Origin of the sequence: Agrobacterium pusense (genome assembly GCF_900102105.1) — a bacterium.
GTDB lineage: Bacteria > Pseudomonadota > Alphaproteobacteria > Rhizobiales > Rhizobiaceae > Agrobacterium > Agrobacterium pusense.
Genome location: NZ_FNBB01000011.1, coordinates 42,438 through 57,899, shown reverse-complemented (window position 1 = coordinate 57,899; position 15,462 = coordinate 42,438). Strand labels below are relative to the sequence as shown.

Genomic DNA, 15,462 nt, shown 5'->3' with positions numbered 1-15,462 from the left:
CGGCTTTTTCCGTCATCGTTAAAAAGCAGCCAAGAGAATGTCGATACCGCAGATTTTGAACAGTATTGCCGCAAAAAGTCCGGCCTTCGAAGCGGGGCACGTCTGGCTCGCGGGCGCAGGGCCGGGAGATGTGCGTTATCTGACGCTCGAAGTGGCGCTGGCACTCTCCCAAGCCGAGATCATCGTGCGTGATGCGCTGGTGAGTGACGATGTCGTGGCGCTCGGTCCCCAGGCGGAGATCGTCTTTGCCGGCAAGCGCGGTGGCAAGCCCTCTGCGACGCAGGACGATATTACCGCCTCGCTGATCGATTTCGCCCGGCAGGGAAAAAAGGTCCTGCGGCTGAAGGGCGGCGATCCCTTCATTTTTGGCCGTGGCGGCGAAGAAGCGGAGGCGCTGGTCCGTGCCGGCGTTCCGTTTCGCATATTGCCGGGCATGACATCTTCGCTGGCGGCGCTGGCTTCTGCGCGTATTCCAGCCACGATGCGTGGGATCAGTCGCGCCGTGACGCTCGCCACCGGTCATGCGGCTGGCACGGAGGAGGACCTGGACTGGCTGGCGCTGGCAAAAACACAGGAGCCCATCGTCGTTTATATGGGTCTGAAGAATATCGGCGCGATTGCAAAGCTTCTGGTGCAGGGCGGACGTGCGGCGACGACGCCGGTCGCTGTCATCATGTCGGCGACAACTGAACAAGAGCGCATTTTTATCAGCAAGCTGGAAAGTATAGCTGGCGATGCAATGCGGGAAAATTTCGAAGCGCCGGCCTTGATCGTCATCGGAGAGATTGTGTCGATGCGCGAGCGGCTGGGAGTTTCGCAGGCATGACGGCGCGGGCGATCATCATCGGCGCAGCGCGCTCGGGATCCGGCAAGACCAGCGTGACTATCGGCCTGCTGCGGGCTTTCGCCAGACGCGGTATCAAGGTACGCGGCATCAAGACGGGACCCGATTACATAGACCCGGGTTTCCATGCCTTCGCCACCGGCTCATCAGGTCTTAATCTGGATAGCTGGGCAATGAGGCCAGAGCTGCTGCGGCACCTGTTTTCACAGCACACGCAGGATGCCGATCTCATTCTGATCGAGAGCGCGATGGGCCTGTTCGACGGCATTCCGGTGGCGGAAAACCGTACCGGTTCGGCTGCGGATCTGGCACGGCTATTCGGCATTCCCGTGCTGCTGGTCCTCGATGTGTCCGGTCAGTCGCAGACCGCCGCCGCGGTTGCTCACGGTTTTGCCCATTACGATCCCGCCGTAATCATGGCGGCGGTGGTGCTGAACCGGGCCGGCAGCGAAAGGCACAGGCTCCTGTGTACGGAAGCCATCGAAAAAATCGGATTGCGGGTTGCCGGATGCGTGCTGCGCGACCCCTCCCTCATCCTGCCGGAACGTCACCTGGGTCTCGTGCAGGCGAGCGAACATCCGGAAATCGATGCACATATCGAAAGGCTCGCGGACGCAATGGAAAAATCCATCGATCTCGATGCCGTGTTGTCTCTTGCTGCACCGGTCGAGCTGCCTCCGGGTTCGAAAGCAGCAGCCATCGCGCCGCCCGGCCAGCGCATCGCGCTGGCGGAAGATGCAGCTTTTACCTTCCTTTACCCGCATCTCAAGAAGCACTGGCATGCATCCGGCGCCGAAATCGTGCCTTTTTCTCCGCTCGCCGATGAGGCTCCGGATGGGAGTTGTGATATCTGCTGGCTGCCCGGCGGGTATCCCGAGCTTTTTGCCGGAAAAGTTGCGAATGCCGCGGTTTTCAAGGCCGGCATCACCCGCTTTGCCGCGACAAAGCCCGTGCATGGCGAGTGTGGCGGTTACATGGTGATGGGGGCGACGCTGGAGGATGCCGATGGGGTGACCCATGCCATGACAGGTCTGTTGTCGCATGCCACCAGCTTTGCCACGCGCAAGATGAATCTCGGCTACCGGCAGGCAACAATTGCGGTGAATGGTCCGCTCGGATCGGCAGGGGAAGTTCTGCGCGGCCATGAATTCCATTATGCGCGGGTCATCGACCCCGGCCAAGACGGGCCTTTTGCTGAGATAGCCGACGGGCAGGGTCGCCCGCTCGGGCCATCGGGCGGCAGGCGAGGCCTCGTTTCGGGCACGTTTTTCCACGCCATTGCCCGGGGCGTTTGATCCCGGTGCGGCAAAGTGGAGCAAGCTGTGAAAGTTTGTAGGCTCCGACCGTTAGAAAGTGTTATAGGGTCCTCTCAGAGGGCATGGAAAGACGGAAATACTTCCGGCGCTCCATGTTCCGTGAAGTCCGGGCCGGAAGCCGTTCTGTCTGCCGCGGCCCGGATCTGCTATCGCGCATTTATCTCGAGCGTGCCTACCGATGACGAAACCCGGATTTTTTCTCTCCGCCGCTCTGGCTGCATCCGTTCTGCTCGCTCCTTTCGGTGTCGGGTTCGATGGTGTGGCTGCTCATGGCGGCGAAGATTATGCGACGCTGGAAAAGCTCGGTGCGGCGCTCTTTGACGATCCCAATCTTTCCATGAACCGAACGATGGCCTGTTCCACCTGCCATATGCAGGCGGCCGGTTTTTCCGATGGACGGGAAAACGACAAGGTTGGGCGCGATGTTTCGCTCGGCGATGACGGTTTCTCACTGGGCGACCGCAACGCGCCGACCGCGGCCTACGCCCGGTTCTCACCGCCTTTCGGCAGGAATGCGGCGGGAGAGTATGTGGGTGGCCAGTTCTGGGACGGCCGCGCCTCGCTGCTGGAGGATCAGGCAGGTGGACCGCCGCTCAACCCCGTCGAAATGGGTATGCCGGACAAGCCCTCGGTCGTGAAGCGACTCAAGGAGAATCCGGATTATGTCGCGGCGTTCGGCACGCAGTTCGGCAAGGATGTTTTTGAGAACGACGACACCGCCTATGCCGCAATGACGAAGGCGCTGGCGAGCTTTGAGCGATCGGACGAGTTCTCGACCTTCGATTCCAGATATGACCGCTTCCTGCGTGGCGAGGAAAAGCTGACTGATCAGGAAGAGCTGGGGCGGGTTCTTATCTCCTCGACGCAATTCACCAATTGCAATACCTGCCACGAAATCCGGGGCGCCAAGGGTCTGGAAGACGGCCTCTTCACCAACCACAAATATTTCAACATCGGTGTGCCCGCCAATACACCTGTCCGGGCCGTAAATGGCTCGAAGCCGGACGCAGTCGATCTCGGTCTTGCGCAGAATCCGATCGTCGCCGGTGATCCGGCCGAGCGCGGCAAATTCAAGGTGCCGACGCTGCGCAACGTCGCCGTGACCGGCCCTTACATGCACAATGGCGTGTTCAAGGATCTGCGCACCGTCGTGCTGTTTTACGTGAAATATAAGAGCAAGAAGCCGAGCCGTCAGATCAATCCTGAAACCGGCAGGGCCTGGGACGCGCCTGAGGTGCCTGAGAATATCGCCATGGCGGAACTGACATCAGCGCCGGCGCTGGACGACAAGCGGGTGGACGCCATTGTCGCGTTTCTGAAGACACTGACCGACAGGCGCTACGAGCATCTTCTTACGAAGGAAAACGGGCAGACGGCTATGCCGCCTGCCCAGCCTGTATCAAGCCTTACGCCGAAAGCGCCTTGAATTCGGCAAGAACCGCATCACCCATTTCGGACGTGCCGACCTGGCGGCTGCCTTCTGCCATGATGTCGGCGGTGCGGATGCCCTGGTCGAGCACGTTTGCAATTGCTGTCTCGAGTTTCGTTGCCTCATCCACCATGTTGAACGAGTAGCGAAGGCACATGGCGAAGGACGCGATCATGGCGATGGGGTTAGCGATGCCCTTGCCGGCAATGTCAGGCGCCGAGCCGTGGACCGGCTCGTACATCGCCTTGCGTTTGCCGGTCTTGGCGTCCGGTGCGCCAAGCGAGGCAGAAGGCAGCATGCCAAGCGAGCCAGTGAGCATGGCGGCGACGTCGGAAAGCATGTCGCCGAAGAGATTGTCGGTGACGATAACGTCGAACTGCTTGGGTTTGCGCACCAGCTGCATGCCGCCGGCATCCGCCAGCATATGCTCCAGCTGAACATCCCTGTACTTTGCGGCATGGGTTTCGGTGACCACCTGGTTCCACAGCACGCCCGACTTCATCACGTTGCGCTTTTCCATCGAGCAGACGCGGTTGTCGCGGGTGCGGGCCAGCTCGAAAGCGACACTGGCGATACGCTCGATCTCGAAGGTGTCATAGATCTGGGTGTCGATACCGCGCTTCTGGCCGTTGCCGAGGTCGATGATCTGCTTTGGTTCACCGAAATAAACGCCGCCGGTCAGCTCGCGAACGATGAGGATATCGAGACCTTCGACAAGTTCCGGCTTCAGCGAGGAAGCGGCGGCGAGTGCCGGGTAGCAGATGGCGGGGCGCAGATTGGCGAAAAGTTCAAGATCCTTGCGCAGGCGAAGAAGGCCGGCTTCCGGGCGATGCTCATAGGGAACGCCATCCCATTTCGGGCCGCCTACGGCGCCGAACAGGATAGCATCGGCAGCGAGCGCCTTTTCCATGTCCGCATCGGAAATCGCAACGCCATGGGCGTCATAGGCGGAACCCCCGACCAAGCCTTCGGAGACTGTGAAACCGGCACCTTCAGCGCTGTTCATATAGTCGATCAGCTTGCGGACTTCGGCCATGGCCTCAGGGCCGATACCATCACCGGGCAGAAGGAAAAGCGAACGAACTGTCATAGGAACCCTCCTTGGGCGGCGCGCCGGAAAACATCCAGAAGGGATGATGGCGAGCGCGGCGTCAAACTCATTCCGTCCTGCATCTGCAAGGTCTTATTGCAACCGGACGGGATCGGGGGCTTCTTATCTCTGCCTCAGGGGCTTTTCAAGCAAAGCAAAAGCCGATCCGGTACGGTTTTGTACGGGATCGGCTTTTTAGTCTTTTACCGTGACGCATTTCCTGACAGGCCCCGCTTGTGCGAATGCCCGGCGTAGAAAGTGGGATCAGGCCCAGGGCCGCGCGGAGGCGTTGGTCTTTTCGAAGGTATCGATTGCGCCGCGATGTTCCAGCGTCAGGCCAATATCGTCGAGGCCATTCAGCATGCAGTGACGCTTGAACTCATCGATCTCAAAACTGATCGTACCGCCGTCGGGACCGCTGATCTCCTGACGTTCAAGATCGATGGAAAGAACGGCGTTTGATCCGCGCGATGCGTCGTCCAGCAGCTTTTCCAGGTTCTCCGGGCTGACGACAACCGGAAGAATGCCGTTCTTGAAACAGTTATTGTAAAAAATATCCGCAAAGCTGGTGGAGATCACGCAGCGGATGCCAAAATCGAGCAGCGCCCAGGGTGCGTGTTCGCGCGATGAGCCGCAGCCGAAATTATCGCCAGCGACGAGGATCTGGGCGTTCTGGTAGGCGGGCTTGTTCAGCACGAAATCGGGATTGGGCGAACCGTCTTCGAGATACCGGGATTCAGCAAAAAGGCCCTTGCCGAGACCGGTGCGCTTGATGGTCTTCAGATAATCTTTCGGAATGATCATATCCGTGTCGATATTGACGACCGGCATGGGCGCGGCAACGCCTGTCAGCTTGGTGAATTTTTCCATCTGTCGCTTCCCGTGTTTCCCTGAACAAAATCTGGCGCTGGCTAAAGCCGGCCGGAGTTAACTGGGGAAATACTGCAAAAAGGGTCGATTTAGAAGCGCAAACCCGCATTCATCGGTACGCCTTGCGCGCACCGCCGGTGCTTTTTCCGAATTCATCGACCTCAGAGATCGATAATCGTACCCTTGCCGTCGTTCCAGACGCGCATGTCGTGCTGGCTGCGGGGCTTCACAGGGATCGGAGCCGGCTTCAGACGCGCGGACAGGAGGCGGGCTGCGCTAAGAACCGCGAGCACGCCAATGAAAGCGACCGTAAGCGACGCCGTGAAAAGAGCGGCCATGGCCAGAATTGCAATGCCGGATGCGGCGATGAAAAACGAACGTATGCCTTGCATGATCCAAACCTTTCTTTCCAGACGAATGTGGGCCTTCTTCTTCCGGCTTGCAAGAGGATTCAGTGGATTGTCGGCTTGCAGATGTCACAAAAGCTTGACACAAGTGCGGCATGGTCAGTTTTTCCGAAAATATTCCTGTCCGACCGCGCCGTTCGCTGCTTTCTGTCCCCGCGATCAACGTCCGGGCGCTGGAAAAAATTCGCGATCTCGATTGTGACGGGGTGATCCTCGATCTGGAAGATTCGGTAGCGCCCGACATGAAGGGCAAGGCGCGGGAGAATCTGAAAACCTTGTTTTCGGAAGCCCCTTTTTTCGGCGGCGAGACCATTATTCGCATCAATCCCCTCTCCACACCTGAGGGGAAGGCGGATCTGCAGCTTGTTCTTTCCTGTCGGCCGAACGCAGTCCTGCTGCCGAAGGTGGAACAGCCGGCGGATATCAATGACGTGGCCGATCTTCTGGCCGAAGCAGATGCGCCCGAAGCCCTGAAAATCTGGGCGATGATCGAGACGCCGCTCGGTGTCCTGAACGCCGCCTCGATTGCAGACGCGGCCCACACGCCGGATGCACGGCTGGCGGCTTTTGTCATCGGACTGAACGACCTCCGCAAGGAAACGCGCGTTCCAGCGCTGACAGACCGCATGTATCTCGTACCCTGGATGATGCAGGTTGTGCTTGCCGCCCGTGCGTACCGTCTGGAAGTCATCGACAGCGTTTCAAACGACTTTCGTGACATCGAGGCCTTCGAAGCTGAATGCGAACAGGGGCGCGCCATGGGGTTCGATGGCAAGATGTTGATCCATCCTGCTCAGATCGAGCCGGCTAACCGGCGTTTCGCCCCGGACGAGACTGCGGTCGCGGAAGCGCGTGAGATCATTGCGGCTTTCGCAAAACCGGAATATGCGAAATTGAATGTCATCAACATGAATGGTCGGATGATAGAACGGCTGCATGTAAACCAGGCCGAAAGACTGGTCGCCATGGCCGATATCATCGCACAAAGAAAGGCAAATAAGACGTGAAGGTCTATCGTTTCATCACCGGACCGGACGACGCGAAATTCTGTCACCGGGTTACCGAGGCGCTGAACAAAGGCTGGGAACTCGCGGGTTCGCCAAGCTATGCCTTTAATGCGGCAAGTGGCGTCATGCATTGCGGCCAGGCCGTGACCAAGGTGGTCGAGGGCAAGGAATACCATCCCGACATGAAGCTCGGCGAGCAGTAAGCAGTCATGGCCGCCCCGATCAGCGATCGGCGGCGGCCTCGTCGGCGCTTTCTTCAATCCGCTCCATGTCGTCATCAGACAGGCCGAAATGATGGCCAATCTCGTGGATGAGGACATGAGTGATGATATCACCCAGCGTTTCCTCGTTCTCGGCCCAGTAGTCTAGAATGGGACGTCGATAAAGCGTGATACGGTTTACCATCTCGCCCGTTTCCATGGTGAAACGTTCGGAGATGCCCCGGCCCTCGAAAAGCCCCAAGAGATCGAAAGGCGTTTCGAGCGCCATGTCTTCGAAGACATCGTCGGTCGGGAAATCGGCGATCTCGATGATGAGATCTTTCGTCAGTGCGCGAAATTCTTCCGGCAGGTGGCCATAGGCCTCGATCGCAAGCGATTCGAAGGCGGAAAGTGTCGGCGCATGGCGGTCCCGCCAATCGTCGGTCTGGTCTATGCGGGCCATTTCTGCTCCTTGTTGGAAGGCCCATATAAACACTTGCTGGGCAAATTTCGAGACCTGACTGCCGCGCCTGCCGAAAAAGCATGAAATTCTTGGCGTTACAGTTACTTTTCAAGCCGTCTTCATCTTGACATAAACCGGCGTCTCGCGTAATCGGCACCCAAATTGATGGCGTAGTGCGCCTTCTTTTAAATACCGCCCTCAAAAAGGCGGCTTCACCGGCAGACATTCAAAGGGACATCCTGTCCCGACGGGTTTCTACCAAATTCCGACTGATAAAAAGACGGCCAGCTTGCTTAGGCGGGCAGAGCCGGAACGAACATGAAAGGATAAAAAATGTTCGCAGTCATCAAGACCGGCGGTAAGCAGTACCGCGTAGCGGCCGACGCCGTGCTGACCATCGAAAAGCTGGAAGCAGAGGCAGGCGCAACTGTAGAATTCACCGAAGTTCTCGTTGTTGGCGAAGGTGCCGACGCCAAGTTCGGTGCTCCCTTCGTCAAGGGTGCCATCGTCAAGGCGGAAGTTGTCGAGCACAACCGCGGCAAGAAGGTCATCGCCTTCAAGAAGCGTCGTCGTCAGAACTCCAAGCGTTCGCGCGGCCATCGTCAGCATCACACTGTCGTCCGCATCACGGACATCGTTGCTGCCTGATCGGCGCGACACGGGAAACAAGGTTTAAAGGAGAACTCCAATGGCACACAAAAAAGCTGGCGGTTCCTCGCGTAACGGTCGCGATTCCGAATCCAAGCGCCTTGGCGTAAAGAAGTTCGGCGGCGAAGCTGTCATTCCAGGCAACATTATTCTGCGTCAGCGCGGCACGCAGTGGCATCCCGGCGCCAATGTTGGCATGGGCAAGGACCACACGATTTTCGCACTGACCGCAGGTAACGTGAACTTCCGTACGAAGGCCAATGGCCGCGTATTCGTATCCGTGGCACCGAAAGCGGAAGCCGCAGAATAAGCCGGTAAGCGTCATATGCAGCCGGTGTCCCATCGACCCGGCTGAGGCGTATCAGGTTCAGTCAAGAAAACAGGGGAGATGGGGCACCACCCAACTCCCCTTTTTCTTTAACCCCAAGGAGGGACTGAACCATGCAAGCTGAATTGTTGAGGGTTGACCAATCACGGTCACCCGAGGAACGGCCGAGGCCCGATCGGTCGAGGAGCGATTGCCCCGTTTTACTGTCGCAGAGGCTGGTTTTGCGCAAGCCTCACGAAGAAGACATCGACGCCCTTGCCCATCTTGCCAACAATGCCAATATCGCGACCATGGTATCGCGTATGCCGCACCCCTACACGGCCAAAGACGCCGCGGATTTTGTGCGACGCTCCAAAGCTGGCGAGATTGGCAAGTGCGTCTATGCGATTACCCGCATGGACAATGGCGAGTTTCTGGGCTGCTGCGCGCTCGAACCCCAGGAAGACGAAAAGACGCTGGAGATCGGTTACTGGCTGGGGGAACCCTACTGGAACCGGGGATACATGACCGAAGCGGCGCATGCGCTGATCGACATGGCCTTTCGTACGCGTGAAATCGACCAGATCGATGCCCGTTGCCGGGTCACCAACATCCCGTCGCGCCGTGTCATCCAGAAGTGCGGTTTCCAGTTCCAGGGCTCCGGCATGGTCGGTTCGCTGGCGCTCGGTGGCATGGTGCCGGTCGAATGGTACAGGCTGGACCGCAAGACCTGGGTTTCGCTGAAGAGCTGGGGGGACATGGGATGAGCACGCTCGAACTGAGCCGCCGCCGGGCGGCCCCTGCGATAGCGCCGCCAGGCCCCTGCCCCGTGATCGAGACATCGCGTCTGGTGCTGCGCCCACAGCGCCTTTCCGATGCCGGCAGCATTGCGGAATCGCTTGGCGATTTTGCGGTAACGAAAATGCTGGCCCGCGTTCCCGCGCCTTACCACAAGCAGGATGCGCTGGAGTGGCTGGTGTTGCGCACCTCCGGCACCCTGCCTGACTGGGATTTCGCCATCACCAGCGGTGACGACACGCTGATTGGCGTCGTCTCGGTGGAATTGCGGCATGGCGAATGGCATTTGGGCTACTGGCTCAACCGCTTCTACTGGGGCAAGGGTTACATGACCGAGGCGGTGGCCGCCGTCGTCGAGCGGTTCTTTCGCCGCATGCCGGGAGTGACCCTTCACTCCGGCGTGTTTGCGGATAACCCCGCCTCGCTGCGTGTGCAGGAGAAGCTCGGCTTCCGGGTGACCGGTTGTCACCAGATCTACGCCACGGCGCGTGCCGCCATGGTGGCGCATATCGACACGATGGTCACGGCTGAAGATTTCATTAAGCCGCATCGCATTTGAGGAGCATTACAAGGCCGGTTTGATCCAGACCGGCCTTGTCTCGCGCATGAGCTTCCCGCACGATAGTCTTTGACCTTGTGAAGAAGCGCTTGTATTCGAAACGACGATATTTTTGTTTGGCGCAGCACGATTGGTTGCGGTGCCCGCAAACCGACAGAACGGCAGTCCGATGAAATTTCTCGATGAAGCAAAAGTCTATATCAAGTCCGGTGATGGCGGCGCGGGTGCCGTGTCGTTCCGGCGTGAAAAATTCATCGAATTCGGCGGCCCCGATGGTGGCGATGGCGGACGCGGCGGCGACGTCTGGGTTGAGGTGGTCAACGGTCTCAACACGCTGATCGACTTCCGTTTCCAGCAGCATTTCAAGGCCTCGATCGGCCAGCACGGCATGGGCAAGACCCGCACCGGCGCCAAGGGTTCCGACGTGGTGCTGCGGGTGCCTGTTGGCACGCAGATTTTTGAGGAAGACAACGAGACGCTGATCGTCGACCTCACCAAGGAGGGCCAGCGCTTTCGCCTGGCCGCGGGCGGCAATGGCGGTTTCGGCAATGCCTATTTCAAATCGTCCACCAATCAGGCGCCGACGCACGCCAATCCGGGTCTTCCGGGTGAAGAAAAGACGGTCTGGCTTCGTTTGAAGCTGATTGCCGACGCTGGTCTCGTTGGCCTGCCTAATGCGGGCAAGTCTACATTCCTTGCAACCGTGACGCGCGCGCGGCCAAAGATTGCCAACTATCCGTTCACCACGCTGCATCCGAACCTTGGTGTCGCGACCATCGATGGCCGTGAATTCGTGCTGGCGGATATTCCCGGGTTGATTGAAGGCGCGCATGAGGGGGTCGGCATCGGTGACCGTTTCCTCGGCCATGTCGAGCGCACCCGCGTGCTTCTGCATCTCGTTTCCGCGCAGGAAGAGAAGGTCGGCAAGGCCTACAAGACCGTCAAAGCTGAACTCGATGCCTATGGTGGCGGACTGACAGACAAGCCGGAAATCGTCGCGCTGTCACAGATCGACGTGCTGGATGAAAAGGAACTGAAAAAGAAGGCCAAGGAACTGGAAAAGGCCTGCGGCCGTCCGCCGCTTCTTCTGTCCGCTGCCGCGCATATCGGCATGACGGAAGCCCTTCGCGCCCTTCGCGACATCATCGTGTCGGCAAGCAATGGCGGCGAAACCGCCCTTCCCGATCGGTCCATGCCGCATGAGAGCGAGGTCGAGGAAGAGGACGACCGCCTATGAGCCTGACGCGCAAGCCGCTGGGCAGCCACCACCAGATCGTCATCAAGATCGGATCGGCGCTTCTGGTGGACCGCAAAAGCGGCCTGAAGAAAGACTGGTTGGATGCCATCTGCGAGGACATCGCGGCGCTGAAGAAAAACGGTGCGGATGTTCAGGTGGTGTCTTCGGGCGCTATCGCTCTTGGCCGCACCGTGCTCGGCCTGCCTTCGGGCGCGTTGAAGCTGGAGGAAAGCCAGGCGGCGGCGGCTGTCGGCCAGATTGCGCTGGCGCGGGCATGGTCGGAGAGCCTGTCGCGGCATGACATTGTTGCCGGCCAGATTTTGCTGACGCTCTCCGACACCGAAGAGCGTCGCCGTTATCTCAATGCGCGCGCCACCATCAACCAGCTTCTGAAGATCGGCGCTATTCCGATCATCAATGAAAACGACACGGTTGCGACTACCGAAATTCGTTATGGCGATAATGATCGTCTGGCGGCGCGCGTGGCGACCATGACGGGTGCCGATTTGCTGGTTCTGCTGTCGGATATTGACGGCTTGTACACAGCTCCGCCGCATCTCGATCCAGACGCCAAATTCCTTGACACGATTGCGGACATCACCCCCGAAATCGAAGCCATGGCGGGCGGCGCAGCTTCCGAGCTTTCGCGCGGCGGCATGCGCACCAAGATCGATGCGGGCAAGATTGCCACCGCTGCCGGCTGTGGCATGATCATCGCGTCAGGCAAGACGCTCAACCCGCTCAAGGCAATCGAAAACGGTGCGCGCTCCTCATGGTTCGCGCCATCCGGGACTCCGGTGACGGCACGCAAGACCTGGATTGCCGGGCAGTTGCAGCCCGCTGGCGAAATCCATGTAGATGCCGGCGCGGAAAAGGCCCTTTATGCCGGTAAAAGCCTGCTTCCCGCTGGCGTGCGGCAGGTCAAGGGCAATTTCGGGCGCGGCGATGCCGTTGCCATCATCGGCGCGCAAGGCCGTGAGGTCGCGCGCGGTCTCGCGGGTTACGATGCGGAAGAGGCGCGTCTCATCATCGGCCATAAGTCCAATGAGATCGAGGCGATCCTCGGTTATGTCGGACGGGCGGCGATGATCCATCGCGACGACCTCGTCATGACCGGGGCCGCCGTGAAAGTTAAGAGTGCAGAGAAGGATGAGGTCCATGCCTGAACAGGCCGTGAAGCAGAGCCATGATATTGACGCGCTGATGATGACCATCGGCGCTCAGGCGAAAGCTGCTTCACGACCGTTGTCCATCGCCGGCGCGGACCAGAAGAACCGTGCGCTGCTTGCCATGGCCTCCGCCATTGAAGCCTCGAAAGAGGCGATCCTTGCTGCTAACCGCAAAGATCTAGCCGCGGCGGATCAGGCTGGTCTTGCGCCCTCCTTCATCGACAGGCTGACGCTCAATGATGACCGGATTGCCGGTATCGCTGAAGGCATTCGTTCCGTCGCGGCGCTGCCCGATCCGGTCGGCGAAGTCATCGCCGCATGGGACAGGCCCAATGGCCTGAAGATCGAGCGCGTGCGCACGCCGCTTGGCGTCATCGGTGTGATTTACGAAAGCCGCCCGAACGTGACGGCGGATGCCGGCGCGCTATGTCTCAAGGCGGGTAATGCCGTGATCCTGCGCGGCGGCTCGGATTCGCAACATTCATCGCGTGCTATCCATGCCTGCCTCGTGGAAGGTCTGAAGATCGCGGGTCTTCCCGAGCATGCCGTTCAACTGGTACCGGTGACCGACCGCGCCGCCGTCGGCGCGCTTCTCAGCGGCCTGAATGGCACGGTTGACGTTATCGTGCCGCGCGGCGGCAAGAGCCTCGTGGCCCGGGTACAGTCGGAGGCCCGCGTGCCGGTTTTCGCGCATCTTGAGGGGATCTGCCACATCTATGTCGATAAATCCGCTGATCTCGACATGGCGAAACGCATCGTTGTCAACGCCAAGATGCGCCGTACCGGCATTTGCGGGGCGGCCGAAACGCTGCTGGTGGATGCTGCTGCCGTTTCCACGCATTTGGAGCCGCTCGTCAAGGCTCTGATGGAAGTCGGTTGTGAAGTGCGCGGTTCGCGGGCCGTACGCGAAGTGATGGCGGGTCTCGCGCCGGCAACGGAAGAGGACTGGCGCACCGAATATCTCGATGCAATCATTTCGGTCGCCGTGGTGGATGGCATCTCCGGTGCGATCGAACATATCGGCACCTACTCTTCCAACCATACCGAGGCCGTTATCGCCGAGGATGCCGAGGTGGTGGCGCGATTCTTCAACGAACTTGATTCAGCCATTCTGCTGCACAATGCCTCGACCCAATTTGCCGATGGCGGTGAATTCGGCATGGGCGCTGAAATCGGCATCGCCACCGGCAAGATGCATGCGCGAGGCCCCGTCGGCGTCGAGCAGCTTACCTCGTTCAAATACCGTGTGCACGGCACCGGCCAGACACGGACCTGATATTTGCCGGCCGATAAGCGCCTCGACAGACGTTATCTCACCATGCCGCATGTGGAGCGCGGCATGGTTGTCGGGCTGTTCGGCGGTTCTTTTAATCCGCCGCATGCCGGTCACGCGCTTGTTGCAGAGATTGCGCTGCGCAGGCTCGGTCTCGATCAGCTGTGGTGGATGGTGACGCCAGGCAATCCGTTGAAAAGCCGCTCAGAGCTGGCCTCTCTCGAAGATCGCATCGCTGCCTGCGAAAAGCTCGTTCACGATCCTCGCATCAAGGTCACGGCTTTCGAAAAATCGCTGGGCATAAGCTATACCGCTAATACGCTCGCCAAGGTGAAGGCGAAAAATCCGCACGTGCGCTTCATCTGGATTATGGGTGCCGATAATCTCAAGAGTTTCCATCACTGGCAGAAATGGCGCACGATTGCTGAGACTTTCCCGATTGCGGTGATCGACAGGCCGGGTTCGACGCTTTCCTACCTCTCCTCCACCATGGCGCAGGCCTTCAGCCAGGCGCGGATCGATGAGGACGATGCCGGTGTTTTATGGAAAAAACCAGCGCCCGCCTGGGTTTTCATTCATGGACCGCGTTCCACGCTCAGCTCCACTGCGCTACGTAACGGCCGCAAATGACACGGCCGATCACAAATGATGTATGTGGCCGCCGTCTAAGGCTCCATATCTTGAAAAGTTAATGCTTTGATGCCACCTTCATTGTGTGACGCAGAGAATCGCGTCGCGCAGTGCCTGTTTTGTCATTCTTGGAAAGGAAAACCTCTGACAACAGTACACGCCAAGGGAAGAGCATTCGTTGCTATCCCGAAGGGCCAGGACAGTGGCGCCGATGCCGCCGGCCATGCCCTCGACACCGTCCTCGCGAGCCTCGAGGACTCCAAGGCTGAAGATATCGTCTCTCTCAACATTGCCGGAAAATCGGCGCTTGCGGACTACATGGTTGTGGTGTCCGGGCGGTCGAACAGGCATGTCTCGGCGATTTGCGAGCATCTTCTGAAAGACATGAAGGATGAAGGGTTCGGAAACGCCCGCGTCGAAGGTCTTGAGACCGGCGACTGGGTGCTCATCGATACCGGCGATATCATCGTTCATGTGTTCCGACCGGAAATCCGCGCTTTCTACAACATCGAAAAAATGTGGGCGACGCCGGACATGCCGGAAGAGACGCTGCATTGATGCGGTGAGCCTTTGAGCGAAGGCATCGTTTTTGCCGAAGATCGCCTGTGACTTCGGAGCGATGCTTCTGGCCGGAAATCAGGTCGGCCGCATAGGAATCCGCGCGCTATGCTGTTAAGAGCGTGGCCCATTGGGTTACGACACGTGCAGGTTTGCGATGCGGATTTCAATTTTTGCGGTGGGACGGCTGAAATCCGGCCCCGAAAAGGATCTTGCGACCCGTTATATCGAGCGCCTCGCCAAGACTGGCCCGGCGGTCGGGCTCGAATTTTCGCGGGTTATCGAAGTCGCGGAAAGTCGTGCATCAAACGCAGAAACCCGCAAGCGCGAAGAGGCGGCGATGCTGGAAAAGCATCTTTCCGATGGCGCAGTGCTTATCTTACTCGATGAGCGTGGCAAGGCGCTCGACAGCCCGGCCTTTGCGTCCTTTTTCGGTGATCTGCGCGACAGCGGCAAGCGCGAACTTGTTATCGCCATCGGCGGGGCCGATGGTCTCGATCCCGGCCTTTATGACAGGGCGACAGCCGTTCTCAATCTCGGCAAACTGACATGGCCGCACCAGATTGTCCGCATTCTGATTGCCGAGCAGCTTTACCGCGCCGTTACCATTCTATCCGGTCACCCCTATCACCGGGTATGACGCGGGGACGGATGCGG

Annotated in this window: 19 protein-coding genes; 15 read left to right on the top strand and 4 right to left on the bottom strand. The window is 59.2% G+C overall.

Going from position 1 to position 15,462, the window contains the following annotated elements; genetic code table 11:
* Positions 1–37 precede the first annotated feature (37 nt).
* From cobA to BLU28_RS20850, 3 genes are all read left to right on the top strand, one after another.
* Positions 38–826 carry a uroporphyrinogen-III C-methyltransferase gene (gene cobA / locus BLU28_RS20860; RefSeq protein WP_077987138.1) on the top strand — a complete coding sequence of 263 codons (789 nt, stop codon included), beginning with the start codon at positions 38–40 and terminating at the stop codon, positions 824–826.
* A complete protein-coding gene (locus BLU28_RS20855; RefSeq protein ID WP_077987137.1) occupies positions 823–2,139 on the top strand; it encodes a cobyrinic acid a,c-diamide synthase CobB in 1,317 nt (438 codons plus the stop codon). The genes cobA and BLU28_RS20855 overlap by 4 nt, the downstream gene beginning before the upstream one ends.
* A 199-nt stretch (positions 2,140–2,338) precedes the next feature.
* Positions 2,339–3,586 (top strand): cytochrome-c peroxidase, encoded by a 1,248-nt coding sequence (locus BLU28_RS20850; protein ID WP_092651382.1) that lies wholly within the window; start codon positions 2,339–2,341, stop codon positions 3,584–3,586.
* On the opposite strand, the gene leuB is transcribed toward BLU28_RS20850, so the two are convergent.
* The 3 genes from leuB to BLU28_RS20835 all read right to left on the bottom strand — a co-directional run bounded on the left by leuB (position 3,567) and on the right by BLU28_RS20835 (position 5,941).
* Positions 3,567–4,679, bottom strand: coding sequence for a 3-isopropylmalate dehydrogenase (gene leuB / locus BLU28_RS20845; protein WP_035208013.1), 1,113 nt, complete (start codon positions 4,677–4,679; stop codon positions 3,567–3,569). The genes BLU28_RS20850 and leuB overlap by 20 nt on opposite strands.
* Positions 4,680–4,943: 264 nt before the next feature.
* Positions 4,944–5,549: a 3-isopropylmalate dehydratase small subunit gene (gene leuD, locus BLU28_RS20840; RefSeq protein WP_006698323.1), complete on the bottom strand. Its 606-nt coding sequence runs from the start codon at positions 5,547–5,549 to the stop codon at positions 4,944–4,946.
* A 161-nt stretch (positions 5,550–5,710) separates the two neighbouring features.
* Positions 5,711–5,941, bottom strand: coding sequence for a hypothetical protein (locus tag BLU28_RS20835; protein ID WP_077987136.1), 231 nt, complete (start codon positions 5,939–5,941; stop codon positions 5,711–5,713).
* Between the two features lie 110 nt (positions 5,942–6,051).
* On the opposite strand from BLU28_RS20835, the gene BLU28_RS20830 reads away from it, so the two are divergent.
* Both BLU28_RS20830 and BLU28_RS20825 read left to right on the top strand, forming a co-directional pair.
* Positions 6,052–6,963 carry an HpcH/HpaI aldolase/citrate lyase family protein gene (locus BLU28_RS20830; protein WP_035208012.1) on the top strand — a complete coding sequence of 304 codons (912 nt, stop codon included), beginning with the start codon at positions 6,052–6,054 and terminating at the stop codon, positions 6,961–6,963.
* Positions 6,960–7,166, top strand: a complete 207-nt coding sequence (locus BLU28_RS20825) for a DUF1737 domain-containing protein (protein ID WP_003505258.1) — start codon at positions 6,960–6,962, stop codon at positions 7,164–7,166. Before BLU28_RS20830 ends, BLU28_RS20825 begins: the two co-directional genes overlap by 4 nt.
* 19 nt (positions 7,167–7,185) lie before the next feature.
* Here the strand turns inward: BLU28_RS20825 and BLU28_RS20820 are convergent, their stop codons facing one another.
* Positions 7,186–7,626 (bottom strand): metallopeptidase family protein, encoded by a 441-nt coding sequence (locus BLU28_RS20820; RefSeq protein WP_003520258.1) that lies wholly within the window; start codon positions 7,624–7,626, stop codon positions 7,186–7,188.
* A gap of 333 nt (positions 7,627–7,959) precedes the next feature.
* Between BLU28_RS20820 and rplU the strand changes: the two genes are divergently transcribed.
* From rplU to rlmH, 10 genes are all read left to right on the top strand, one after another.
* Positions 7,960–8,274: a 50S ribosomal protein L21 gene (gene rplU / locus BLU28_RS20815; protein WP_003492690.1), complete on the top strand. Its 315-nt coding sequence runs from the start codon at positions 7,960–7,962 to the stop codon at positions 8,272–8,274.
* A gap of 40 nt (positions 8,275–8,314) precedes the next feature.
* A complete protein-coding gene (gene rpmA, locus BLU28_RS20810; RefSeq protein ID WP_004444127.1) occupies positions 8,315–8,584 on the top strand; it encodes a 50S ribosomal protein L27 in 270 nt (89 codons plus the stop codon).
* A gap of 131 nt (positions 8,585–8,715) precedes the next feature.
* Complete coding sequence (locus BLU28_RS20805; protein WP_004444125.1) at positions 8,716–9,348, top strand: GNAT family N-acetyltransferase; 633 nt, start codon at positions 8,716–8,718, stop codon at positions 9,346–9,348.
* Positions 9,345–9,938: a GNAT family N-acetyltransferase gene (locus BLU28_RS20800; RefSeq protein ID WP_004444123.1), complete on the top strand. Its 594-nt coding sequence runs from the start codon at positions 9,345–9,347 to the stop codon at positions 9,936–9,938. Before BLU28_RS20805 ends, BLU28_RS20800 begins: the two co-directional genes overlap by 4 nt.
* A 169-nt stretch (positions 9,939–10,107) precedes the next feature.
* Complete coding sequence (gene obgE / locus BLU28_RS20795; RefSeq protein WP_004444121.1) at positions 10,108–11,175, top strand: GTPase ObgE; 1,068 nt, start codon at positions 10,108–10,110, stop codon at positions 11,173–11,175.
* The gene (gene proB / locus BLU28_RS20790; RefSeq protein WP_077987135.1) at positions 11,172–12,341 is read left to right on the top strand and encodes a glutamate 5-kinase; all 1,170 of its coding nucleotides are present in this window, start codon (positions 11,172–11,174) and stop codon (positions 12,339–12,341) included. Before obgE ends, proB begins: the two co-directional genes overlap by 4 nt.
* Complete coding sequence (locus tag BLU28_RS20785; protein WP_162699298.1) at positions 12,334–13,620, top strand: glutamate-5-semialdehyde dehydrogenase; 1,287 nt, start codon at positions 12,334–12,336, stop codon at positions 13,618–13,620. The genes proB and BLU28_RS20785 overlap by 8 nt, the downstream gene beginning before the upstream one ends.
* Positions 13,621–13,662: 42 nt before the next feature.
* Positions 13,663–14,247 (top strand): nicotinate-nucleotide adenylyltransferase, encoded by a 585-nt coding sequence (locus tag BLU28_RS20780; RefSeq protein WP_077987177.1) that lies wholly within the window; start codon positions 13,663–13,665, stop codon positions 14,245–14,247.
* A gap of 69 nt (positions 14,248–14,316) precedes the next feature.
* Positions 14,317–14,805 carry a ribosome silencing factor gene (rsfS, locus tag BLU28_RS20775; protein ID WP_006698315.1) on the top strand — a complete coding sequence of 163 codons (489 nt, stop codon included), beginning with the start codon at positions 14,317–14,319 and terminating at the stop codon, positions 14,803–14,805.
* A gap of 157 nt (positions 14,806–14,962) precedes the next feature.
* Positions 14,963–15,445: a 23S rRNA (pseudouridine(1915)-N(3))-methyltransferase RlmH gene (gene rlmH / locus BLU28_RS20770; protein ID WP_004444109.1), complete on the top strand. Its 483-nt coding sequence runs from the start codon at positions 14,963–14,965 to the stop codon at positions 15,443–15,445.
* Positions 15,446–15,462 lie beyond the last annotated feature (17 nt).